The organism is Streptomyces sp. AC558_RSS880 (assembly GCF_019049255.1).
Taxonomy (GTDB): Bacteria; Actinomycetota; Actinomycetes; order Streptomycetales; family Streptomycetaceae; genus Streptomyces.
The window spans coordinates 536,547-557,465 of sequence record NZ_JAGMUJ010000161.1 but is presented as its reverse complement, the minus strand read 5'-3'; the positions used below and the strand labels follow the sequence as shown (position 1 = coordinate 557,465).

Annotated in this window: 19 protein-coding genes; 13 read left to right on the top strand and 6 right to left on the bottom strand. The window is 71.8% G+C overall.

Going from position 1 to position 20,919, the window contains the following annotated elements; genetic code table 11:
• Positions 1 to 84: 84 nt before the first annotated feature.
• Positions 85 to 2,382 (top strand): bifunctional diguanylate cyclase/phosphodiesterase, encoded by a 2,298-nt coding sequence (locus tag KUM38_RS38580; protein WP_217136795.1) that lies wholly within the window; start codon positions 85 to 87, stop codon positions 2,380 to 2,382.
• A gap of 719 nt (positions 2,383 to 3,101) precedes the next feature.
• On the opposite strand, the gene KUM38_RS38575 is transcribed toward KUM38_RS38580, so the two are convergent.
• Positions 3,102 to 3,929 (bottom strand): helix-turn-helix transcriptional regulator, encoded by an 828-nt coding sequence (locus KUM38_RS38575; RefSeq protein ID WP_217136794.1) that lies wholly within the window; start codon positions 3,927 to 3,929, stop codon positions 3,102 to 3,104.
• A gap of 126 nt (positions 3,930 to 4,055) precedes the next feature.
• On the opposite strand from KUM38_RS38575, the gene KUM38_RS38570 reads away from it, so the two are divergent.
• The 7 genes from KUM38_RS38570 to gatB all read left to right on the top strand — a co-directional run bounded on the left by KUM38_RS38570 (position 4,056) and on the right by gatB (position 9,733).
• Positions 4,056 to 4,499 carry a nuclear transport factor 2 family protein gene (locus tag KUM38_RS38570; protein WP_217136793.1) on the top strand — a complete coding sequence of 148 codons (444 nt, stop codon included), beginning with the start codon at positions 4,056 to 4,058 and terminating at the stop codon, positions 4,497 to 4,499.
• Entirely contained in the window at positions 4,499 to 5,341 is an 843-nt protein-coding gene (locus KUM38_RS38565) for an NAD(P)H-binding protein (protein WP_217136792.1), read from the top strand. The genes KUM38_RS38570 and KUM38_RS38565 overlap by 1 nt, the downstream gene beginning before the upstream one ends.
• Positions 5,342 to 5,571: 230 nt before the next feature.
• On the top strand, positions 5,572 to 5,994 hold the full coding sequence (locus KUM38_RS38560) for a hypothetical protein (protein ID WP_308409149.1): 423 nt from the start codon (positions 5,572 to 5,574) through the stop codon (positions 5,992 to 5,994).
• 173 nt (positions 5,995 to 6,167) lie between these two features.
• Positions 6,168 to 6,464 (top strand): Asp-tRNA(Asn)/Glu-tRNA(Gln) amidotransferase subunit GatC, encoded by a 297-nt coding sequence (gene gatC / locus KUM38_RS38555; protein WP_006130840.1) that lies wholly within the window; start codon positions 6,168 to 6,170, stop codon positions 6,462 to 6,464.
• A 6-nt stretch (positions 6,465 to 6,470) separates the two neighbouring features.
• Complete coding sequence (gatA, locus tag KUM38_RS38550; protein ID WP_217136790.1) at positions 6,471 to 7,967, top strand: Asp-tRNA(Asn)/Glu-tRNA(Gln) amidotransferase subunit GatA; 1,497 nt, start codon at positions 6,471 to 6,473, stop codon at positions 7,965 to 7,967.
• The gene (locus tag KUM38_RS38545) at positions 7,964 to 8,203 is read left to right on the top strand and encodes a hypothetical protein (protein ID WP_030188427.1); all 240 of its coding nucleotides are present in this window, start codon (positions 7,964 to 7,966) and stop codon (positions 8,201 to 8,203) included. The genes gatA and KUM38_RS38545 overlap by 4 nt, the downstream gene beginning before the upstream one ends.
• Before the next feature lie 15 nt (positions 8,204 to 8,218).
• Complete coding sequence (gatB, locus tag KUM38_RS38540) at positions 8,219 to 9,733, top strand: Asp-tRNA(Asn)/Glu-tRNA(Gln) amidotransferase subunit GatB (protein WP_217136789.1); 1,515 nt, start codon at positions 8,219 to 8,221, stop codon at positions 9,731 to 9,733.
• 74 nt (positions 9,734 to 9,807) lie between these two features.
• Here gatB and KUM38_RS38535 read toward each other — a convergent pair whose 3' ends face one another.
• Complete coding sequence (locus tag KUM38_RS38535; protein ID WP_217136788.1) at positions 9,808 to 10,611, bottom strand: cyclopropane-fatty-acyl-phospholipid synthase family protein; 804 nt, start codon at positions 10,609 to 10,611, stop codon at positions 9,808 to 9,810.
• A gap of 187 nt (positions 10,612 to 10,798) precedes the next feature.
• Here KUM38_RS38535 and KUM38_RS38530 point away from each other — a divergent pair, with 187 nt between their 5' ends.
• From KUM38_RS38530 to KUM38_RS38515, 4 genes are all read left to right on the top strand, one after another.
• Positions 10,799 to 11,101: a hypothetical protein gene (locus KUM38_RS38530; RefSeq protein WP_217136787.1), complete on the top strand. Its 303-nt coding sequence runs from the start codon at positions 10,799 to 10,801 to the stop codon at positions 11,099 to 11,101.
• Positions 11,102 to 11,327: 226 nt separating this feature from the next.
• A complete protein-coding gene (locus KUM38_RS38525; protein ID WP_217136786.1) occupies positions 11,328 to 13,574 on the top strand; it encodes an MMPL family transporter in 2,247 nt (748 codons plus the stop codon).
• Positions 13,552 to 14,109 carry a GNAT family N-acetyltransferase gene (locus KUM38_RS38520; RefSeq protein WP_217136785.1) on the top strand — a complete coding sequence of 186 codons (558 nt, stop codon included), beginning with the start codon at positions 13,552 to 13,554 and terminating at the stop codon, positions 14,107 to 14,109. Before KUM38_RS38525 ends, KUM38_RS38520 begins: the two co-directional genes overlap by 23 nt.
• 35 nt (positions 14,110 to 14,144) lie before the next feature.
• Positions 14,145 to 14,717 carry a hypothetical protein gene (locus tag KUM38_RS38515; protein ID WP_217136784.1) on the top strand — a complete coding sequence of 191 codons (573 nt, stop codon included), beginning with the start codon at positions 14,145 to 14,147 and terminating at the stop codon, positions 14,715 to 14,717.
• 48 nt (positions 14,718 to 14,765) lie between these two features.
• Here KUM38_RS38515 and KUM38_RS38510 read toward each other — a convergent pair whose 3' ends face one another.
• From KUM38_RS38510 to KUM38_RS38495, 4 genes are read right to left on the bottom strand one after another with little or no spacing between them, the layout of a single operon-like run.
• A complete protein-coding gene (locus KUM38_RS38510) occupies positions 14,766 to 15,677 on the bottom strand; it encodes a 5-dehydro-4-deoxyglucarate dehydratase (protein ID WP_217136783.1) in 912 nt (303 codons plus the stop codon).
• A 41-nt stretch (positions 15,678 to 15,718) separates the two neighbouring features.
• A complete protein-coding gene (locus KUM38_RS38505) occupies positions 15,719 to 16,708 on the bottom strand; it encodes a 2-hydroxyacid dehydrogenase (RefSeq protein WP_217136782.1) in 990 nt (329 codons plus the stop codon).
• A gap of 7 nt (positions 16,709 to 16,715) precedes the next feature.
• Entirely contained in the window at positions 16,716 to 17,990 is a 1,275-nt protein-coding gene (locus KUM38_RS38500; protein WP_254398307.1) for a glucarate dehydratase family protein, read from the bottom strand.
• Positions 17,991 to 18,049: 59 nt separating this feature from the next.
• Positions 18,050 to 19,036: a 2-hydroxyacid dehydrogenase gene (locus KUM38_RS38495; protein ID WP_254398306.1), complete on the bottom strand. Its 987-nt coding sequence runs from the start codon at positions 19,034 to 19,036 to the stop codon at positions 18,050 to 18,052.
• 289 nt (positions 19,037 to 19,325) lie between these two features.
• Here KUM38_RS38495 and KUM38_RS38490 point away from each other — a divergent pair, with 289 nt between their 5' ends.
• The gene (locus tag KUM38_RS38490) at positions 19,326 to 20,918 is read left to right on the top strand and encodes an ABC transporter substrate-binding protein (RefSeq protein WP_254398305.1); all 1,593 of its coding nucleotides are present in this window, start codon (positions 19,326 to 19,328) and stop codon (positions 20,916 to 20,918) included.
• The last annotated feature ends 1 nt before the right edge of the window (position 20,919 follow it).

Here is a 20,919-nt window from a genome sequence, read left to right as displayed (position 1 = left end):
AGGGCTTTCCACCGCGGAGCCGCTGAGGGTCGTCGGGCATCGGGCCGCGTGGCGTGGGCACCGCCGGCTGGGAGAGGGACGGGAATGGAACCGACCGAGAGCGCCGCCCCGGGCTCACGGCTGCGTCTGCGCCGCATGGCGGTCGCATGGCTGCGCGGCCGTGAGGACGGGCGGCCCGCGGGGCGACCGGGCGCAATGGGGCGCACCGGGGCGCGTACCGCGGACACGCGCGGGGCGGATGCGCGTGGGGCGGACGTGCGGGGTGCCGGGCAGTCGGTTACCGGACACGGACGCGGACACGGTCCCGGGCTGGCCGAGTTGTCCGAGTCGGACGCGGAACGGCACCCGTCCTGGCCCGCGTTGCCCACGGCGGTCGTCGCCGCCGCCGGTTTCGTGCTGGGCGTCGGCTTCCTGCGGGCGTTCACCGGAGGCCACGCGCTCTTCCCGTCCGGCACCGTCGGCTGGTCCCTGGCCGTGCTGACCGGAATCATCGTCGGTCATCTGGTGATGCTGGGCCGCTCCCGCTGGTGGGGAGGCACCGGCTCGGGCGCCGCCCTCACCCTTGCCGTGCTGCTGCTCTACGGCTGGGTCGCGGCCGGGATGATCAGCCTCACCGTCGTCGTGCTCGTCGGCGTGGCCCGGCGGGGCCGCTGGCGGCAGGGCGTGCTGCACGGCGCGGTGGACCTGCTCGGCATCGGCGCCGGGGCGCTGGTGCTGGCCGCGTTCGGCTGGGTGCCGTCCGTCGAGTCGCCGTCGACTCCGGACACCTGGACGCCGTACACCGCGCCGGGAGTGGTGCTGGTCGCCGTCACGTACCTCGTGGTCACGCGCACGCTGCTCTGGTATCTGCACACCCCGCGCGCGGGGCTGCCGACCGTGGCCCGTACCGCTCTGGCCCGGCAGGGGCTCGTCGCGGTCGCCCTGCTCGGTATAGCGCCCCTGGTGTGCGTGGTCGCGGTCGCCAAGCCGGTGCTGCTGCCGCTCTTCTCCATTCCGCTGATCGCCCTCGACTCCACCCTGTGGATAGCCCGCGCGCGGGCCGAGGAGCAGCTGCGCGATCCGCTGACCGGACTGCCCAACCGGCAGTGGCTGCTGGAACGCATCTGGACCGCGCTGGACGACGCCGAGCGGATCGGCGCCCGTGCCGCGCTCATGCTGATCGACCTGGACCGGTTCCGGTCGGTCAACGACACCCTCGGGCATCTCGCCGGTGACCGGCTGCTGCTGCAGATAGCCGACCGGCTCAGACTCGCCCTGCCGCGCGGGGCGGAGGCCGCGCGGCTCGGCGGTGACGAGTTCGCCGTCTTACTGCCCGTCGCCGACTCCACGACGTCCGCGACCCGCGTCGCCCGCGGCCTCGTCGCCGCCCTCAGCTCCCCGCTCGACCTCGACGGGCTCACCCTCGTCCTGGAGGCGAGTGCGGGAGTCGCCGTCTTTCCCGACCACGCGGACGACGCGGAGGGGCTGTTGCGGCGGGCGGACGTGGCGATGTACCAGGCCAAGCGGGACCGTACGGGGGTCGAGGCGTACGAGTCCAAGCGGGACTCCAACACTCCCGACCGGCTGGGGCTGCTGGGGGACCTGCGGCGGGCGCTGGACGCCCGGGAGGTCGAGCTGCACTACCAGCCCAAGGTCCGCTTCGACGGGCAGGTCGCGGGGCTCGAGGCGCTGGTGCGGTGGGTGCATCCGGAGCGGGGGAAGGTGCCGCCGGACGAGTTCATAGCGATCGCCGAGTCGTCCGGGCTGATGCCGCACCTCACCGAGTACGTGCTGGAGACCGCGCTGGGGCAGGTCGCCAAGTGGCGGGCCCAGGGGCTGTTCGTGCCGGTCGCGGTCAACGTCTCCCCGCGCGACGTCCACACCCCCGGCTTCGCCGGCTCCGTCGCGGCCCGGCTGGCCCGGCACGGCGTCCCGGCGGGAGCCCTCCAGCTGGAGATCACCGAGCACGTCCTCCTGGAGGACCCGCAGCGCGCCGCCGACACCCTGAACGCCCTGACCGGGCACGGCGTGAAGATGTCCCTGGACGACTTCGGTACGGGGTACTCGTCGTTGGTGCATCTGCGGCGGCTGCCGGTCAGCGAGCTGAAGATCGACCGGTCGTTCGTGGCCCGGCTGGCCGTGGACGCCGAGGACGCGGAGATCGTGCGGTGCACCGTCGATCTGGCGCATTCGCTGGGCCTGCTCGTCGTCGCGGAGGGGGTGGAGGACGACGAGACGTGGGAGCGGCTGCGCGATCTTCGCTGCGACGCGGTCCAGGGCTGGCTGGTCGCCGCGGCGATGCCGCCCGAGGAGACGACGGCCTGGCTCCTCGCCCGCGGCTCCCGTGGCTGGCAGCGGCCGGCCGCCGCGCTCCCGGCCGCGACGACCACGGCCGACGAATAGCCTGCGGCGCCGCGGGTGGGATGCCTGCGGCGCAGCGTTCGGTCCGGTGGGGGCGCGCGTAGCGCCTACGGCCGGTGGGTGGGGCGGGGCCGCGTCGGGGGTGTCCGTCCTCGGACACCGGCGCGGATCACGTTTCTTGGAGGGGCTGAGGGCGCGGACGCGCCGGCCACTGCGGGCGGCCACCCCCGCCCCGTCCCCTCCGCGCCGCCGGCGGCTGCCTGCCGCCGTCACCTTCAGGACTCGGGGCCGGTCTACCGGCGGGGGCTGACCAAGCTGCTGGACGTGATGGAGTTCCGCTCTTCCCACCAGGCCCACCGGCCGGTTGTCGAGGCCCTGGCGCTGGTGGCGCGGTACGCGAACGCGGGGAAAACACCACATACTACCCGCTGGGCGATACGGTGCCGGTCCACAAGGCGATGGGCGGGGACCGGGCGGTGGCCGTGCACCGTACCGACAAACGGGGCCGGCGACGGGTGGTGCGCATGGTCTACGCGGCCGTCGCCTTCCAGGCCCTGCGTGATCAGCTCAAGTGCAAGGAGATCCGGGTGGTCGGCGCCGACAAGTGGCGCAACCCGGACGAGGACCTGCGAGGGCGGGGAGATCGCCTCGAACCGGCGCGACGAGCAGGAGGTTTTCGTGCTGTGCCCGCGGATTCCGTAATCGGCCCTGGTGTACGTGAACGACCTCGGCGGACGCGGTGTCTTCCGTAGTGGCAGCGGTCAGAGGCTCTTCAGTGCGGCGGCGCTGGGGCTGCCGGCTTCTGCCGTGTACATCACCAAGGAGAAACCTGAGCCGGGCAGGCTGAGGGTGTGCCGGTCGATTTCCAGCTCGCCCAGTCTGGGGTGATGTAGGTTTTTTCGCACGCTGGGCATGGGGCGCACAGCGTGATTGCGCCAACTGCTCGCAAAATCCGGATCGTGGGTCGCGAACTCGTTGATCAGCTCTGCAAGCACGTTGTCCGTGGGGTACCGAACGCTGGCCGCGCGCAATTGGGCGGCCACTTGCTGAGAGAAATCGGGCTCTGAACCGGGCGCGCCGGTGCAGAGGGTGCCACGGAATCTCGTCGAGATGCGCGTGAGGTTGCGCTCGTCAGGTGTGAGACGAGAGAAGTCTGTGATCAGAGCCGCGGCTGCTGCGTTCCAGGCGACGATGTCTTGCCGGTCGTTGACGATGTAGGCAGGGATGCCGTCAAGTCTGCCGAGTAGTTGTCGGGCGTCCTCGGGTACGTGCTCCGGCGCGCCGTCGTTCTCCGCCGGCAGCACTTGTCCGGCCACACGGGCCAGATGGTCACGCTCTGCTCCAGTGAGCTGGAGAGCCGTCGCCAGCGCGGACAGCACCTGCGGTGAGGGCCTGGGCGCCCGTGCCTGTTCCAGTCGTTCGTAGTAGCTCACCGACACCTGTGCCAGGGCGGCTACCTCTTCGCGGCGCAGTCCGGGTGTGCGACGGGCGCGCCGGCTCGGTGGAAGCGTCGCTTCGGCCGGCACGTCTTCTGGCCGCAGGTCCTCGCGGCGGCGGCGGAGAAAGTCTGCGAGTTCCTGGCTGGTCACCCTTCCACCCTGTCACAGGAGGGGCAGCTGAGCCTCGCACTGTCGGTCCGGGGCTTGGCCGTCCGTTCCGCGCCCACACATCTGCTGTGCATGGTGGTCCGGCCGGTTTGTCGAATACGAGGAGAAATGGTGTCCAGCACGCCTGAGGAAATTTTTCGCCGCATGATCGACCTGATGCTGGCCAAAGACATGGACGCCGTGGCAGATCTGTGGGTGCCTGACGGAATTGCGGAATTCCCTTTCGCGGCCGGGAGTTCCCCTCGCGTTCTCCGCGGACGTGAGGAGGTGCGCGCCTATCTCGCTCACTATCCGGAGCTGATGGACATGAAGGAGGTGACCGCGCTTACCGTGCGGCCCACGGATCAAACGGACACCGTCGTGGTGGAGTGGACGGCCACCGGCCGCACCGTGGCCACCTCCCAGCCCTACCGCCTGGACTACATCGTGGTTCTCACGGTCCGTGACGGGCTGATCGCTCTGTATCGGGATTACTGGAGCCCGCTGTCGGCGGCCGCCGCTGCCGGGGGTCTCGCCGGGCTGATCGACTCGCTCGAAAGGAAGGACGCCTGATGTCCGGAGTGCTCGTGACCGGAGGGACCGGCAAGACCGGCAAGACGCTGGTGCAAGTGCTCCGCGACGCTGGTGTGCGGGCTCGGGCCGCCGGCCGGACCCCGGCCGCAGCCGATCCTGACGCGATCCGCTTCGACTGGAACGACCCGACCACGTACGGACCCGCGCTCGACGGGACGGACCGGGTCTTCCTGCTTCCTCCGGTGGAGAGTGTGGACCCGCTGCCGCTGGTCGAGCCCTTCCTGCGCCAAGCGCAGCGGGCCGGTGTCCAGCGCCTCGTGATGCTCGGCTCCGCCATTGTGCTGCCGAACGCGCCCAGCGCTGTGGAGATGGCCGCTCGGGTTCAGGCTCAGCCCGGAGGCGTCGTGCTCCGCGCGTCCGGCTTCATGCAGAACTTCCTGCGCCCGCACCCACTGGCCGAGCACCTCCATCGACACGGTGAGATCCGCACCGCAGCCGGTGACGGCAAGCTGGGGTGGGTCGATGCGCGGGACATCGCGGCCAGTGCTGCCGCGCTGCTGGCCGACCTGGGGGTGGACGCTCGAAGCGACTACCTGATCACCGGGCCGCACGGGATGAGCTATCCACAGGCCGCGCAGATCATCACCGCGCAGACCGGCAGACAGGTTCGGGTGGAGCGTATTACGGAGGAGGAACAGGCTGCCGCCTACCGTGCCTCCGGAATGCCGACGGAGTTCGCTGCCGCCCTTGCCGCCGTCGAGCGCGGAATCAAGGAGGGACGCGAGGACCAGGTCAGCACTGCGGTGCTCGAACTGACCGGCCGTCCGCCGCGCGCCTTTGCCGAATTCGTCTCCGATCACGCGTACGAGTGGACGCGGTAGTACCTGAACAGCAGCGATGTGCGGTCGAGTAGGAACCGCGCAGAGAGTGCGGTTCGGCGTCACATGACGTGACATTCCATCGGACGGGAGGCGGCCCGCCTGCGCCTGCCGCAGTGGGCGCCGGTTTTGCTGCGGCAGTGCCGGGAGAGCGGAGCGGGCACGACGATCGAACCAGTGATCGAACTCGGAAGCGGGGCGCGCACCGGCTGCCGCACGCCCGCGTCGTGCCCGTGTCCGCCCCACTCGCGTCGTACACCGTGGCGGTCGATCGGTACCTCACTGGTGCCGGGATCGCGAAGTCCTCTGCGCGGATCTACCGGATCTCGCTGACGACGTGGGGGTGGATGCTCGTCGGCGAACTCGCGCCGACCGGACCCGCCCGCCGGGGCGCGAAGCCGCCCCTCCTCCCCATCGCCGCGATCGACAACCCGGCGCTGCCGGTCGGCCCGCTCGCCTCACCCGACGACATCGATGACCTGGACGGCTGGACGCTCCACCGGCTCCGGCACAGTGCCCTGACGCACGACGCCGAGGACGGCACCTCCACCACGATGCTGCCAGCCCGCTCCCTGGAGCGATACGCCCGCCCCGGCGTCGACGCGGTCGCCCGACACGTCGCCGGACGCGCCCCCGCCGCCCGCCGCCGGACGTGACCCTCGCCGTCTGCGGCCGGTGACGGCGTGCTTACCGGCACCCGCACCCCGACGCGGAGAAACGCCGCGCGGCGTCCGACAGGGCGGGCCCACGGAAAGGGTTTCACGGGCACGGGCCCCCGCCCCATAGGATTGGCCCCAAAACACACACACTCACCCCAGAGGATCGCTGCATGCCTGGCATCACGCGCGAGGAGGTCGCCCACCTCGCCCGGCTGGCGCGTCTGGAGCTGAAGCCCGAAGAGCTCGACCACTTCGCAGGCCAGCTCGACGACATCATCGGCGCGGTCGCCCGCGTCAGCGAGGTCGCCGACCAAGACGTACCGCCGACCTCGCACCCGCTCCCGCTGACGAACGTCATGCGCGCGGACGAGGTCCGTCCCTCGCTCACCCCCGAGCAGGCGCTCTCCGGCGCCCCGGCCCAGGAGCAGCAGCGTTTCAAGGTGCCGCAGATCCTGGGGGAGGAGTAACCCGCCATGAGCGATCACATCATCAGGCTCACCGCCGCCGAGACCGCCGAGAAGATCGCCTCCGGTGAGCTCACGGCCGTAGAGGTCACCGAGGCGCACCTGGCCCGGATCGAGGCCGTCGACGAGAAGGTGCACGCCTTCCTGCACGTCGACCGTGAGGGCGCCCTGGCGCAGGCGCGCGCCGTCGACGAGAAGCGGGCCCGGGGCGAGAAGCTCGGTCCGCTGGCCGGCGTCCCGCTCGCGCTCAAGGACATCTTCACCACCGAGGGCATCCCGACCACCGTCGGTTCCAAGATCCTCGAGGGCTGGATCCCGCCGTACGACGCGACGCTCACCAAGCGGCTGAAGGCCGCCGACGTCGTCATCCTCGGCAAGACCAACATGGACGAGTTCGCCATGGGGTCCAGCACCGAGAACAGCGCCTACGGGCCGACCGGCAATCCGTGGGACCTCACCAGGATTCCGGGAGGGTCCGGCGGTGGTTCGTCCGCCGCGCTCGCCTCCTTCCAGGCGCCCCTCGCCATCGGCACCGACACCGGCGGTTCCATCCGCCAGCCGGCCGCCGTCACCGGCACCGTCGGTGTGAAGCCGACGTACGGTGCCGTGTCCCGGTACGGCATGGTCGCCTTCTCGTCCTCGCTCGACCAGGGCGGGCCCTGTGCCCGTACGGTCCTGGACGCCGCCCTGCTGCACGAGGTGATCGCCGGGCACGACCCGATGGACTCCACCTCCATCGACGCCCCGGTCCCGCCGGTCGTCGAGGCCGCCCGCAACGGCAGCGTCGCCGGCATGCGCGTCGGCGTCGTCAAGCAGTTCCGCGGCGAGGGGTACCAGGCCGGTGTCGTCCAGCGGTTCGACGAGTCCGTCGAGCTGCTGAAGGAGCTGGGCGCCGAGGTCGTCGAGCTGGACTGCCCGACCTTCGACCTGGCGCTCTCCGCGTACTACCTGATCGCGCCCTCCGAGTGCTCCTCCAACCTCGCCCGTTTCGACGGCCTGCGCTACGGCCTGCGGACCGGCGACGACGGCTCGCACTCCGCCGAGGAGGTCACCTCGCTGACCCGTGAGGCCGGCTTCGGCGACGAGGTCAAGCGCCGCATCATGCTCGGCACGTACGCGCTCAGCTCCGGCTACTACGACGCGTACTACGGCAGCGCCCAGAAGGTCCGCACCCTGATCAAGCAGGAGTTCGAGCGGGCGTTCGAGCAGGTCGACGTGATCGTCTCCCCGACGACCCCGACCACCGCCTTCCCGATCGGCGAGCGCGCCGACGACCCGATGGCGATGTACCTCGCCGACCTGTGCACCATCCCCACCAACCTGGCGGGCAACGCGGCCATGTCGCTGCCCTGCGGCCTCGCCCCCGAGGACAACCTGCCGGTGGGTCTGCAGATCATCGCCCCCGCCATGAAGGACGACCGGCTCTACAAGGTCGGCGCCGCCGTCGAGGCCGCCTTCGTGGAAAAGTGGGGCCACCCGCTGATCGAGGAGGCACCGTCGCTGTGAGCGCACTGTCCAAGGCCAAGGGCTTCAAGAAGTCCAAGTCCGGTCTGTACGTCTCCATGGCCACCTCGGCGTTCGGCGCCGTCGGTGTGTACAAGCAGATCAAGAAGGCGCGTGGCGAGAGCGACACGCTGCGGCTGCTCGACGCCGTCGTCACCGGTGCCGCGGTCGTCACCAACCTCGCCATCCTCTACCGCGAGCTGAAGCGCCTCGGCGACGACGACGTCCTGCTGGGCTGAGAGGGAAGTTTCACCGTGACCACCACGACTGACCTGGTGTCGTACGAGGACGCGCTGGCGTCGTACGACCCCGTCATGGGCCTCGAGGTCCATGTCGAACTCGGCACCCGGACCAAGATGTTCTGTGGCTGTTCGACGGCGCTGGGCGCCGACCCGAACACCCAGACCTGCCCCGTCTGCCTCGGCATGCCCGGCGCGCTCCCGGTCGTCAACGCGACCGGCGTCGAGTCGGCGATCAAGATCGGTCTCGCGCTGAACTGCGAGATCGCCGAGTGGTGCCGCTTCGCCCGGAAGAACTACTTCTATCCGGACATGCCGAAGAACTTCCAGACCTCCCAGTACGACGAGCCGATCGCCTTCGACGGCTACCTCGACGTGCAGCTGGAGGACGGCGAGACCTTCCGCGTCCTGATCGAGCGCGCCCACATGGAGGAGGACACCGGCAAGTCGACGCACGTCGGCGGTGCCACCGGCCGTATCCACGGCGCGTCCCACTCCCTGCTGGACTACAACCGCGCCGGCATCCCGCTGATCGAGATCGTCACCAAGCCGATCGAGGGAGCGGGCGAGCGTGCCCCCGAGGTCGCGCGGGCGTACGTCCGTGAGCTGCGCGAGCTCATCCGGGCGCTCGGCGTGTCCGAGGCCCGCATGGAGATGGGCCAGATGCGCTGCGACGTGAACCTGTCGCTGCGCCCCAACGGCACCGAGAAGTTCGGCACCCGCAGCGAGACCAAGAACGTGAACTCGTTGCGGTCCGTGGAGCGTGCGGCCCGGTTCGAGATCCAGCGGCACGCTGCCGTGCTGAGCGGCGGTGGGACGATCATCCAGGAGACCCGGCACTTCCACGAGGACACGGGGTCCACGACCTCGGGCCGCGTGAAGGAGGAGGCCGAGGACTACCGGTACTTCCCGGAGCCCGACCTGGTGCCGGTCGCCCCGTCCCGCGAGTGGGTCGAGGAGATCCGTGCCTCCCTGCCCGAGCTGCCGCTGGTGCGCCGCAACCGGCTCCGCGAGGAGTGGGGCATCTCCGGCACCGACATGCAGGCCATCCTCAACGCCGGTGCGCTGGACCTGATCGTCGCCACGATCGACGCCGGTGCCGACGCGGCCTCCGCCCGCAAGTGGTGGATGGGTGAGCTGGCCCGCGCCGCCAACGAGTCCGGCAAGGGGCTCGACGAGCTGGCGATCACCCCGGAGCAGGTCGCCCGGGTGGCCGAGCTGGTCGTCAAGGGCGACCTGAACGACAAGCTGGCCCGCCAGGTCATCGAGGGCGTCCTCGCCGGTGAGGGCACCCCGGACGAGGTGGTCGACAAGCGCGGTCTGAAGGTCGTCTCCGACGAGGGTGCCCTGGGCACCGCCGTCGACGAGGCCATCGCCGGCAACCCGGGCATCGCGGACAAGATCCGCGGCGGCAAGGTGGCCGCGGCCGGTGCCCTGGTCGGCGCGGTCATGAAGGCCACGCGCGGGCAGGCGGACGCGGCCCGCGTGAAGGAGCTGATCCTTCAGAAGCTGGGTGTCGACGAGGGCTGATCCCCGAAGACGGCGGGAGGGGGCGCATCGGGTTCGATGCGCCCCCTCCCTCATGAGGTCATGCCGTCACGCGGTCAGGGGCGGCGGCCCACCACGCGTGCGAAGCCCAGCGTGCGGCCCCGGTCCGTGCGCAGCATCCGCGCGCTCTCCCGGCTCATCCGCACGTGGAACTCCTCCGTGCTCTCCTCGGCGACGACGTCGCACCAGAGCAGCCACTCCCGCCAGCCGTCCTCCAGCCAGTCGGCCGTCTCGACCTCCACGGCCCCGCTGCGGGTCCAGTGGCGGCGCCACCAGGCGGGGCTGTGGAAGCACCAGAACGCGGGGTCCCAGAAGGGCTTCATGTGCTCCGGCGGTTCGGTGCCCTCGATCTCCTCGGGCATCGCGGGAACGACGACTCCGATCCGCCCGCCGGGCTTCAGCAGCCGGGTCAGCGTCGGCAGGTAGAGGTCGTCGGTGCCGAAGTACTGGTACGCGTCGATGGAGACGATCGCGTCGAAGCTCTCCTCCCCGAAGGGCAGGTCGTGTGCCTCGGCGAGGACCGGGAACACCCGGTCGGCGACGCCCGCCTCGGCGATGCGGCGCGCGTTGTCGTCCGGCTTGATCCACAGGTCGGCCGCGGTGACCTGGACGTCGTACTCCCTGGCCAGGAAGACCGACGTCATGGCGCGTCCGCAGCCCAGGTCGAGCACGCGTGCGCCGGGGCGCAGGGTGTCGAGGCCGAGGGCCGGGGCGAGCCACTCCAGCAGCCACAGCGCGTGCGGGCCCATCCCGTTCTCGATGGTCCAGCGGGCGTCGTAGGCGCTGCTGCGGGGGTACCGGGGCAGGGTGAGGAGGCTAGCGAGGTCGTCGTGCGGGGTGTGCGATGTGATGTCCGACATCGGTGAACGGGCTCCTTGGGGCCGTGAAGAGGGAAAGGGTCGCGTCGGAGATCGGGCGGACAAACATCAAAGCACCTGCTTCGGCCGGCGGCGGACTGCCGCGGAACGTCGGAGCGGCGGACGTTAGCAGCCGGACCCGCACCCCCGCATCCGGGTTTCCGGGCCGCAGGCGCTACGCTCGCGCGCCATGAGTGGACGTTCCGATTCAGAACCGCTCCCGGACGCTCACACCGAAGACGCCTCGCGGGAGGCGCGCCGGGCCCGCTGGACAGCGGCGGGCGCCGGTGCCGTACTCGCGTCGGCCGGGGCGGCCGCCGCCCTCCTCCGCCTCACCGGCCCCGCGCCGGTCCTCGTCCCGGTCGCGTACGCCTGCGGGGCCGCCGTCTGTGCCCTGGCCGCGGGGCTGGGCTCCCGGGGGCGGACCCGCAGGGCGCTGTGGCTGCTGATCGCGGGGCTCATGGTCATGGCGCTGGGGGACCAGTTCGACTGAGCGGTCAGCGGTCAGAGGCCAGCGGGCGGAGGCCAGAGGGCAGAGGCCAGCGGTCCGTGGTCAGTTGTTCAAGAAATGTGAATTAGTACACGAAGCCGACAAGTGATCACTCTTGCCTGCAACAGTGGTCAGTGCATCGCCCATGCGTTCTTTGCGGGATGTTCGGTTCGCGGTCGACTGTTCCCGGTCAAAGATCCACACCTCAGTCACTCCGGGAGCACGTTTCGTGGCAGCCCTCGCACGCTGGTGTGTCCAACGCCGTCTGATCACCGTTCTGCTCTGGCTCCTCGCCCTCGGCGGGGTCTCCGCAGGCGCCTTCGCCGCCGGCTCCGCCTACTCGAACGACTACCACGTGCCCGGCACCGAGTCCGGGCGGGCCGCCCAACTGCTGGAGGAGGGCTTCCCGGACCTCGGCGGCGACAGCGACAACGTGGTCTGGCACACCACGTCCGGCACCGTCCGGGACCCCGGCGTCGAGCAGACCATGACCCGCACCCTGGACCGGATCGGGGACCTGCCCGGCGTGACCGCCGTGAGCGGTCCGTACGACGACCAGGGCGCCGGCCGGGTCAGCGCGGACGGCCGTACCGCCTACGCCACGGTCACCTTCGACGACCAGGCCAAGGACATCGACGCGGGCGAGGCCGCCGCCGTGGTGGAGACGGCCGAGGCCGCCGAGACCGACGGACTCCGGGTCGAGCTGAGCGGCAGCGCCGTCGAGCTCGGCGAGTCCTCCGGCGGACACACCGCCGAGATCGTCGGCGTGCTGGTCGCCGCCGTCGTCCTGTTCCTCGCCTTCGGCTCGCTCGCCGCCTCGCTGCTGCCCATCGCCACCGCCCTGGTCGGCGTCGGCACCGCCTACGCCGGGATCGTGCTCCTCGGGCACGTCATGACCGTCGCCGACTTCGCCCCCATGCTCGGCATGCTCATCGGGCTCGGCGTCGGCATCGACTACGCGCTGTTCATCGTGACCCGGCACCGGCGCGGACTGAAGCGCGGCCTCACCGTCACCGAGGCCGCCACCAACGCCGTCGCCACCACCGGACGGGCGGTCGTCTTCGCGGGCGCCACCGTGTGCATCGCCCTGCTGGGCATGCTGATCCTCCGGCTGAACTTCCTCAACGGCGTCGCCATAGCGGCCTCGCTCACCGTCGTCCTGACCGTCGCCGCCTCCGTCACCCTGCTGCCCGCCCTGCTGTCGTTCATCGGCATGCGCGCGCTCAGCCGCCGCGAGCGGCGCCGGCTGGCGGAGCACGGGCCCGAGCCGGAGCTGCCGACCGGGTTCGCCGCCCGCTGGTCGGCGTTCGTGGAGCGCCACCCCAAGCTGCTCGGCGCGGTCGCCGTCGGCGTCATGGCCGTCCTCGCGCTGCCCACCCTCTCCCTCCACCTGGGCACCTCCGACCAGGGCAACGACCCCAAGGCGTCCACCACCCGCCAGGCCTACGACCTCCTCGCCGACGGCTTCGGCCCCGGTGTGAACGGCCCCCTCACCCTCGTCACCCACGTCGACGGCGCCGAGGACCGGCTCGCCCTGGACAACCTCGGCACCACCCTGCGCGCCACCGACGGTGTGGCGTCGGCGTCGCCGGTGACCTACGGGCAGGGCGGCGACACCGCCTACCTCACCGTCGTACCGGAGTCGTCCCCGCAGTCGAAGCGGACCAGCGACCTGGTCGACCGGCTGCGCGACGACGTGCTGCCGCGGGCCGAGTCGGGCACCTCGCTCGACGTGCAGGTCGGCGGCGTGACGGCCGGGTACGACGACTTCGCCGACGTCATCGTCGACAAGCTGCCCCTCTTCGTCGGTGTCGTGATCGGCCTGGGCTGTCTGCTGCTCCTGCTCGCCTTCCGTTCCATAGGCATCCCGCTCAAGGCCGCCGCGATGAACGTGGCCGCCGTCGCCGCCGCCTTCGGCGTCGTCGTCGCGATCTTCCAGTGGGGCTGGGGCAGCGAACTGCTCGGCCTCGGCAGCGCGGGCCCCATCGAGCCCTTCCTGCCCGTGATCATGGTGTCGGTCCTCTTCGGGCTCTCCATGGACTACCAGGTCTTCCTGGTCAGCCGGATGTACGAGGAGTGGCTGGAGACCGGCGACAACCGGCGCGCCGTCCGCGTCGGTCTCGCCGAGACCAGCCGGGTGATCAACTCCGCCGCCGTGATCATGATCTCGGTCTTCCTCGCCTTCGTCCTCACCGGCGACCGCGTGATCGCCATGTTCGGCATCGCGCTCGCCGCGGCCGTCGCCCTCGACGCCTTCGTCCTGCGCACCCTGCTCGTCCCCGCCCTCATGCACCTCCTCGGCGGCGCCAACTGGTGGCTGCCGCGCCGGCTGGACCGGATCCTGCCGCGGATCAGCATCGAGCCGCCCGAGGCCCGGGCCGCCCATGAGAGGCTGGCCGCCGCCACGGACGCCGAGGTGGCGGACGTGCTGGCCGAGGAGGAGCAGCAGCGGGATGTACGCGATACCACTGGGTGACGACGGAGCCGAACTGCGCCCGCTGGAGCCCTGGCACGCCGAGGAGTTCCTGGCCCATCTGGACCGGGGCCGGGAGTTCATCAACCGGTACATCCCCTTCGGCGCCAAGGCCACGGACGTGGCCGGCGCCCGGGAGGTGCTGCGGCGGTACGCCGACTGGCGCGCCGCCGACACGGCCTCGCTGCACGGGCTGTGGCTGGACGGCACGCTCGTGGGCGGGGTGCTCACCCTGAACTTCGACGCCGGGAACGGCACCTGCGAGGTGGGCTGCTGGCTGGAGCCCGCCGCCACCGGGCGCGGGCTCGTCACCCGCGCGATGCGGGTGCTCATCGACTGGGCGGTCGAGCAGCGCGGCATCCACCGGGTCGAATGGGTCGCGGCGGCCGGCAACGGGCCGAGCATCGACGTCGCCCGTCGGCTCGGCATGACCCGGGACGGCGTCCGCCGCGAGGCCCACCTCCACCACGGGGTACGCCACGACCTGGAGGTCTGGTCCGTCCTGGCCCCGGAGTGGCGCGCGCACAACGATCATTAAGCGGACTCTCAGACAGCGTCCGTACGGTGCGGGGCATGGAAACCAGGACAGTGGACGAAACCGGAGCCGACACCGAGCGCGATGAGACGGCGGTGGACGCCACTGAGTCCGCCGACATCGACATCGACATCGACGCCGACGCCGACGTCACGGAGACGGAAGCGGAACCGGAAGCGGCGCAGGACGCGCCCGAGACCGAGGACCGAGCCCCGTCCGGTGTCGGACAGGGCGCCGCCGCGGTCGTCTCGGCGGCCCTCGGCCTCGTCTCGCTCACCGGCAGCTGGCTGGGCACGGTGGCCGCCGCGCGGGAGACCCTCGTGGGTCAGCTGGAGACGGCCGCGGACGCCGGCGTCGCCACCCAGGTCAAGGAGATCTACGGGGATGCCTGGCACACCAGCGCGCTGTGGGGCGGCCTGTTCGCGCTGACCGCGCTGATCGTGGGCGTGGTGGTGCTGGCGAGGCCCGCGTTCGGGACGCCCGGCCGGACGGTACAGGCGCCCTGGATCAAGTCGGTCGCCTGGGCGGGCGTGTCGCTCGGCGTCATCGGACTGCTGCTGGCGGTCCTCAAGTACACCGACGTGCTCCTGGGCCTGCCGGCGGCCGGTTGAGTCGGGCCGTGAGGGGTCCCCGGGTGCCCGGGGACCCCTCACGCGTGTTCAGGAGGCGAGTACGGCGCGTGCCTCGGCGATGATGGCCGCCAGCTCCTCGGTCTCGGACGCGGTGAGGGGCGTCAGCGGCGGGCGGACCGGGCCGGCCTCCAGGCCCTCCAGGGTGACCCCGGCCTTCACCAGCGCCACCGCGTACCCCGGAACCCGCTTGCGCAGCCGGACCAGCGGGTGGAAGAAGGTGCGCTGCAGCGCGTCGATCCGCTTCTGGTCGCCCTCCTCCACCGCGCGGTGGAAGGCGAGGGAGACGTCGGGCGCGAAGGCGAAGGCGGCCGACGAGTACAGCTCCACGCCCAGCGCCCGGTACGCGAGCTGACTCGCCTCGGCCGTGGGCATGCCGTTGAAGAACTGGAACTCCTTGCCGGTCCCGTCGAGCGCCTCCCGCACGGCGGGGACGATCCGTGCGAGCAGGTCGAGGTCACCGGTGCCGTCCTTGAAGCCCACGCAGGTGGGAAGCTGGGCGACCGCGGCCGCCGAGCGCTCGTCGAAGCGGGCGTTCGCCCGGTTGTAGACGATCAGCGGCAGGGCGGTCTCCCCGGCCACGTCGCGGGTGTAGGCGACGAGCCCGTCCGCGGGGGCCTCGACCAGGTACGGCGGCATGAGCAGCAGACCGTCCGCACCGGCCCGATCGGCCGCCCGCGCGAGCCGGCGGGCCTGGCCGACGGCGCCGCCGGCCCCGGCGTACACCGGGACGCGTCCGTCCACCGCCTCGACGGCGGTGCGCACGACCGCGCCGTACTCCTCGTGGTCCAGGGCGTGGAACTCGCCGGTGCCGCAGGCGACGAAGACTCCGCCCGGGCCGGCGTCGACCCCGGCCGCGATGTGCCGGCGCAGGGCGTCGAGGTCGACGTCACCGGCCGCGGTGAACGGGGTGACGGGGAAGAACAGAACGCCTTCGAGCATGGGTGGTTTCCTACTCTGGGTGAGGGGCGGGAGCGGTGTGGTCAGTGGTCGGGGGAGGGGGTACCGGCGCGGACCACGTGGGTGAGCGCCTCACCCCGCTCCAGCCGGTCGATGTTCCCGGCGATCTCGGTCGCGCGAGCGGCGAAGGTGTCGGCCGTGTGGCCCGAGTGGTGCGGGGTCATCAGTACGTTCGGCAGGTCGTGGAAGGGCAGCCGGCTCGGCGCGTCGGGCGGTCCCGACCACCACACGTCCAGCGCGGCGCCCGCGATGGTGCCGGAGCGGAGCGCCTCGTGGAGCGCCTCCTCCTGGACCACCGGCCCCCGCGCCACGTTGACCAGCAGGGCCTCGGGGCCCATGGCCTTCAGTTCGGCGGGGCCGATCAGTCCGCGGGTCGCGGGGCTCAGCGGGACGGTGACCACCACGACGTCGGAGTCGGCGAGGAGTTCCGGCAACCGGTCGTCGCCGCCGATCCAGTCGGGCCGCAGGTCCGCGGGGAACGGGGCCGAGGGGTCACGTCGTACGGCGCGGACGCGCAGGCCGACCGCCTGGCACAGCCGGGCGACCTCGGTGCCGGTCTCGCCGAAGCCGACGATGCCGACCCGGCGGCCCCGCAGCGTGGTCCCGAAGGGCAGTCCGGGATCGACCGCCACGTTGCGCCACCGTCCGGCGCGCAGCGCGCGGTCGGCGCCCAGGACGTCGCGGGAGAGCATCAGTACCGACATGAGCACGTGCTCGGCGATGGAGCGGCCGTGGTGGTGGGTGGTGGCGACGGTCACCGAGGGGTGGAGCGCGTCCAGCGGGATGCCGTCGTAGCCGGCGCCGACGACATGGACGAGCCGCAGCCGCCGCGCGCGCCGGGCGTCCTCGGGGCTCAGCTTCGAGCCGACGTAGACGTCGATGTCGCCGATGGCCTCGGAGAGCTGTGCGGGGGCCAGGTCGAAGGCTTCGAGCCAGTCGTGCTCGCCCCGCGTGGACGCCTTGAGCCGGTCGTGGAAGCGGCTGAGGATGCGGTGGTTGAGCATGATGCGCATCAGCCGCTCACCACCGGGGGGTCTTGGCGGAGAAGGACGGCTCGAAGCGGCGCATGTAGCCGGTGTCGTCGCGGTCGCGCAGTCCGCAGTCGAGGTACTGCCGGTGCAGCCGGGCGAGGGCGTCCCGGTCCAGTTCCACGCCGAGTCCGGGGGCCGTCGGCACGGCGAGCCGGCCCTCGCTGAAGCGCAGCGGCGTGGGGTCGACGACGTCCTCGTCGGGCCGCTTCCAGGGCCAGTGCGTGTCACAGGCGTAGGTCAGCCGCGGTGTCGCGGCGGCCAGGTGGGTCATCGCCGCGAGGCTGATGCCGAGGTGCGAGTTGGAGTGCATCGACAGGCCGAGGCCGAAGGTCTCGCAGATCGCGGCGAGCTGTCCGCAGCGCCGCAGACCGCCCCAGAAGTGGTGGTCGGACAGGACGATGTCCACGGCTCCCTCCGCCACCGCCGGGGCGAGGTCGTCGAAGGAGACCACGCACATGTTGGTCGCCAGCGGCGTGGGTGTCTCGCGGGCCACGGCGGCCATGCCCCCGATGCCCTCGGTCGGGTCCTCCAGGTACTGCAGGACGCCGTCCAGCTCCCGGGCGACGTGCAGAGACGTTTCCGTACTCCACGCCGCGTTGGGGTCGAGGCGCAGCGGGAGCTCCGGGAACGCCCTCCGCAGCGCCCTGACCGCCGCGATCTCCTCGTCGGGCGGGAAGACACCGCCCTTGAGCTTGATCGAGGTGAAGCCGTACGCGCCGATCATGCGGCGGGCCTGTTCGACCAGTCCCGCCGGGTCGAGGGCGGGGCCCCAATCGTCGTCCTCCCGGCCCGGGTGGCCGGCCCACTTGTAGAAGAGGTACGCGCTGTAGGGCACCGAGTCGCGCACCGCTCCGCCCAGCAGATCGCTGACCGGCCGGCCCACCAGCTTGCCCTGGATGTCCAGGCAGGCGACGTCGAACGGGGACATGACCCGGTCCACGGTGCTGCTGCCCGTGACCATGCCGGACATGCCGTCGCCGCCCGTGGTGTCGGCCCCCAGCGCGCGTGTGGTGCGGGCGGTCAGCTCGTTCAGGCTCCACACGTCCATGCCGGCCAGTTCGTCGGCGGCGCGCCGCAGCCGCTCCAGGTGCACCGTGCCGCCGTAGGTCTCACCGACGCCGCTGACCCCCGACTCGGTGGTGATCTCCACGATGGTGCGCAGCGCGTAGGGCTCGTGCACCCCGACCGTGTTCAGCAGGGGGTGGTCCCGGAAGGCCACGGGGGTCACGGTGACGCCGGCGATCCGCTCTGAGGTCCGAACCATGAATGCCATCCTCATATGTAGTCGGCGTTCTCATTTGTAGACAGCCGGGTGGGGCGGTGTCAATGGGCGGACTCCGGTACCGGGGTGAGCAGCACCCCCTCGGTCATGAACCGCTCCACGTTGCGCAGCACCAGGTCGCCCATGGCCTCGCGGGTCTCCCGGGTGGCGCTGGCGATGTGGGGGAGCAGGACCACCCGGTCCGAGTCCAGGAGCGCCCGCGGCACGTGCGGCTCGTCGGCGAAGACGTCGAGCGCCGCTCCCGCGATCCGTCCCGCCTCCACCGCCGCGACCAGGGCGGATTCGTCGACGACGCTGCCCCGCGCGACGTTCACCAGATACCCGTCGGACCCGAGTGCCTCCAGCACCTCCGCCGAGACCAGGCCCTTGGTGCCGGTGCCTCCGGCGACCGTGACGACGAGCGCGTCGCACCACTCCGCCAGCGCCCGGGCGGTCGGCAGGCGGCGGTACGCGACACCGGGCACCGGGACGCGCGAGCAGTACGCCACCTCCACACCGAACCCCTCGAGCCGTCGCGCCACGGCCCGGCCGATCCGGCCCAGCCCGAGCACGCCGACCCGCTTGCCGCTCACCCGCGAGGCCAGCGGGAAGGGCGCGGTGCTCCAGCGGCCGGCCCGCACGTACCGGTCGGCCTCCGACATCCGGCGCATGACGTCGATCAGCGCGCCGACGGCGAGGTCGGCCACGCAGTCGGTGAGCACGTCCGGGGTGTTGCTGACGTCGATGCCGCGTGCCCGGGCGCGGACCACGTCCGTGGTCTCGTGGCCGACGCCGAAGTGCATGATCGCGCGGAGGTTCGGCAGGGCGTCCATCAGGGCGTCGCCGACCCCGAACCGCGCGCTGGTGACGGCGGCGACCACGTCCCCGCCGCGGTCGCGCAGGAAGCCGTCCGGGTCGGGCAGTTCGTGCAGCCGCACCGTGCGGTGGCGCTCGGCCAGGGCCCGCTCCAGGCGGGGGAGCAGGGGGGAGACCTGGAGCAGGGTGGCCGGGCCGGCGGGGACGTCGGGGGTGGTGCCGGGGCTGGACATGGTGTTCTCCTGTCGTCGGCGAGGTTGCGGAATGCGGCGCTCCGACCTCTGGGGCGGGATCTCGTGGTCGTCGCGACGGGTCGGCGCGGGCGCCCGGCCGGGCCCGGAGGGTCTGGGGGGCAGGGGCGGGGCGGGGCGAATCCGTTCCTGCGCACGTCTTGACGCTGCCACGGTGCCGGTTTAGCTTCGGCGTTCACAGATGCGGACCGGGTACGCAAGTGTAGACAGCCTCTCGCAGTCGCCGTACGTGGAACGCGACACACCAGCACTCACCGGAGACAGGCCGACGATGAAGTTCTCCGTTTCCTCCCACCCGCCCACCGGACGAAGGCGCCGCCGCGCGCCGACGGCGACACTCCTGGCGGGCACGGTGCTGCTGTCCAGCGGCTGCGCCGTGGCGGGCAGCGCCGCCGGTGACGCCGGCCGTGCCGACGGACGCACCCTGCGGGTGGTGCTCACCCAGGAACCACCGACCCTGGAACCCTGCGAGGCGTCGCTGACCGGCACCGGCGTGGTCGTCCGGTCCAACATCACCGAACCCCTCGTCGAACGCGACCCCGACTCCGGCGAGCTGCACCCGCTGCTCGCCACCGGCTGGGAACGGACCGGCGACCGCACCTGGACCTTCGACACGCGCGAGGGGGTGACCTTCCAGAACGGCGAGCCGTTCACCGCGCGGGACGCCGCCTTCTCCATCGACCGGGCCGTCAACTCCGACCTCGCCTGCAACGTCGAGGGCTATGTCTTCGGCGACGAGGACCTGGAGGTGAAGGCGGAGAGCGACACCCGGCTGACCGTCACCACCGAGCAGCCCGACCCGATCCTGCCGCTGCGCCTGAGCTTCGTGGAGATCGTGCCGCGCACGACGGACGCCGAGGCCAAGGTCCGTGTCCCCGTCGGCACCGGCCCCTACGCCGTCAGCTCCTGGCAGCCCGGAGCGGCGATCGACCTCAGCCGCCACGACGGCTACTGGGGCGAGGCCCCGGACTTCCCCCGCGCCCGCTACGTGTGGCGCAGCGACGCCAGTGTCCGCGCCGCCATGATCGACAAGGACGAGGCGGAGATCGCCGTGGCCCTCGACCCCGTCGAGGCGGAGAAGGACACCACGGTCGCCTACCCCAACAACGAGACCACCGCGCTGCGGCTGGACGGCCGCGAGGCACCGCTCGACGACATCCGGGTACGCCGCGCCGTCGACCTGGCGGTGGACCGGGACGGCATCATCGACGCCCTGCTCGGCGGACTCGCCGAACCGGCCGGCCAGCTGGTCCCGCCCGGAGTGGTGGGACACGACGAGGAGATCGAACCGACCCCGCAGAACGTGGCGGAGGCCAGGGCCCTGATCGAGGAGGCCGAGGCCGACGGCGTACCCGTCGGCCGGCAGATCACCCTGGTCGCCCGCAACGGCATGTTCTCCGGGGTGTCGGAGACGGCCGAGGCGCTCCAGTACCAGATGCGGCGGATCGGACTGAACGTCAAGGTCCGGATGGCGGACACCGCCACCCAGCTCCAGTACCAGCTCCGGCCGCTGCCCGAGAACGTCGGCCCCATCGCCCTGCTGATCATGCACGGCAACCAGGCCGGTGACGCGGCCTTCACCACGAGCCAGTACCTGCTGAGCGACGGCCCCCAGTCCACCTTCGGCACCGGGGAACTCGACCGGCGCATCGCCGACGCCGGCGCGCTCTCCGGCGAGCAGCGGCAGCAGGCCTTCGCCGGCCTGCTCGCGGACCAGAACAGGTCGGTCGTCCAGTACGCCCACCTGGCCCACATGAGCGGACTGCTCGGCCTGTCACCGTCCATCCGGTACGAGCCGAACTCCGCCACCGGCGACGAGATGCGGCTGGCAGAGGTCAGCCCGGCGAAGGCGGGACAGCACTGAC

Excerpts from the sequence above, each read along its gene's own strand:
- KUM38_RS38580 (WP_217136795.1), top strand. The coding sequence starts at position 85 with ATGGAACCGACCGAGAGCGCCGCCCCGGGCTCACGGCTGCGTCTGCGC.
- KUM38_RS38570 (WP_217136793.1), top strand. The coding sequence starts at position 4,056 with ATGGTGTCCAGCACGCCTGAGGAAATTTTTCGCCGCATGATCGACCTG.
- KUM38_RS38565 (WP_217136792.1), top strand. The coding sequence starts at position 4,499 with ATGTCCGGAGTGCTCGTGACCGGAGGGACCGGCAAGACCGGCAAGACG.
- gatC (WP_006130840.1), top strand. The coding sequence starts at position 6,168 with ATGCCTGGCATCACGCGCGAGGAGGTCGCCCACCTCGCCCGGCTGGCG.
- gatA (WP_217136790.1), top strand. The coding sequence starts at position 6,471 with ATGAGCGATCACATCATCAGGCTCACCGCCGCCGAGACCGCCGAGAAG.
- KUM38_RS38535 (WP_217136788.1), bottom strand. The coding sequence starts at position 10,611 with ATGTCGGACATCACATCGCACACCCCGCACGACGACCTCGCTAGCCTC.
- KUM38_RS38530 (WP_217136787.1), top strand. The coding sequence starts at position 10,799 with ATGAGTGGACGTTCCGATTCAGAACCGCTCCCGGACGCTCACACCGAA.
- KUM38_RS38520 (WP_217136785.1), top strand. The coding sequence starts at position 13,552 with ATGTACGCGATACCACTGGGTGACGACGGAGCCGAACTGCGCCCGCTG.
- KUM38_RS38515 (WP_217136784.1), top strand. The coding sequence starts at position 14,145 with ATGGAAACCAGGACAGTGGACGAAACCGGAGCCGACACCGAGCGCGAT.
- KUM38_RS38510 (WP_217136783.1), bottom strand. The coding sequence starts at position 15,677 with ATGCTCGAAGGCGTTCTGTTCTTCCCCGTCACCCCGTTCACCGCGGCC.
- KUM38_RS38505 (WP_217136782.1), bottom strand. The coding sequence starts at position 16,708 with ATGCGCATCATGCTCAACCACCGCATCCTCAGCCGCTTCCACGACCGG.
- KUM38_RS38500 (WP_254398307.1), bottom strand. The coding sequence starts at position 17,990 with ATGGTTCGGACCTCAGAGCGGATCGCCGGCGTCACCGTGACCCCCGTG.
- KUM38_RS38495 (WP_254398306.1), bottom strand. The coding sequence starts at position 19,036 with ATGTCCAGCCCCGGCACCACCCCCGACGTCCCCGCCGGCCCGGCCACC.
- KUM38_RS38490 (WP_254398305.1), top strand. The coding sequence starts at position 19,326 with ATGAAGTTCTCCGTTTCCTCCCACCCGCCCACCGGACGAAGGCGCCGC.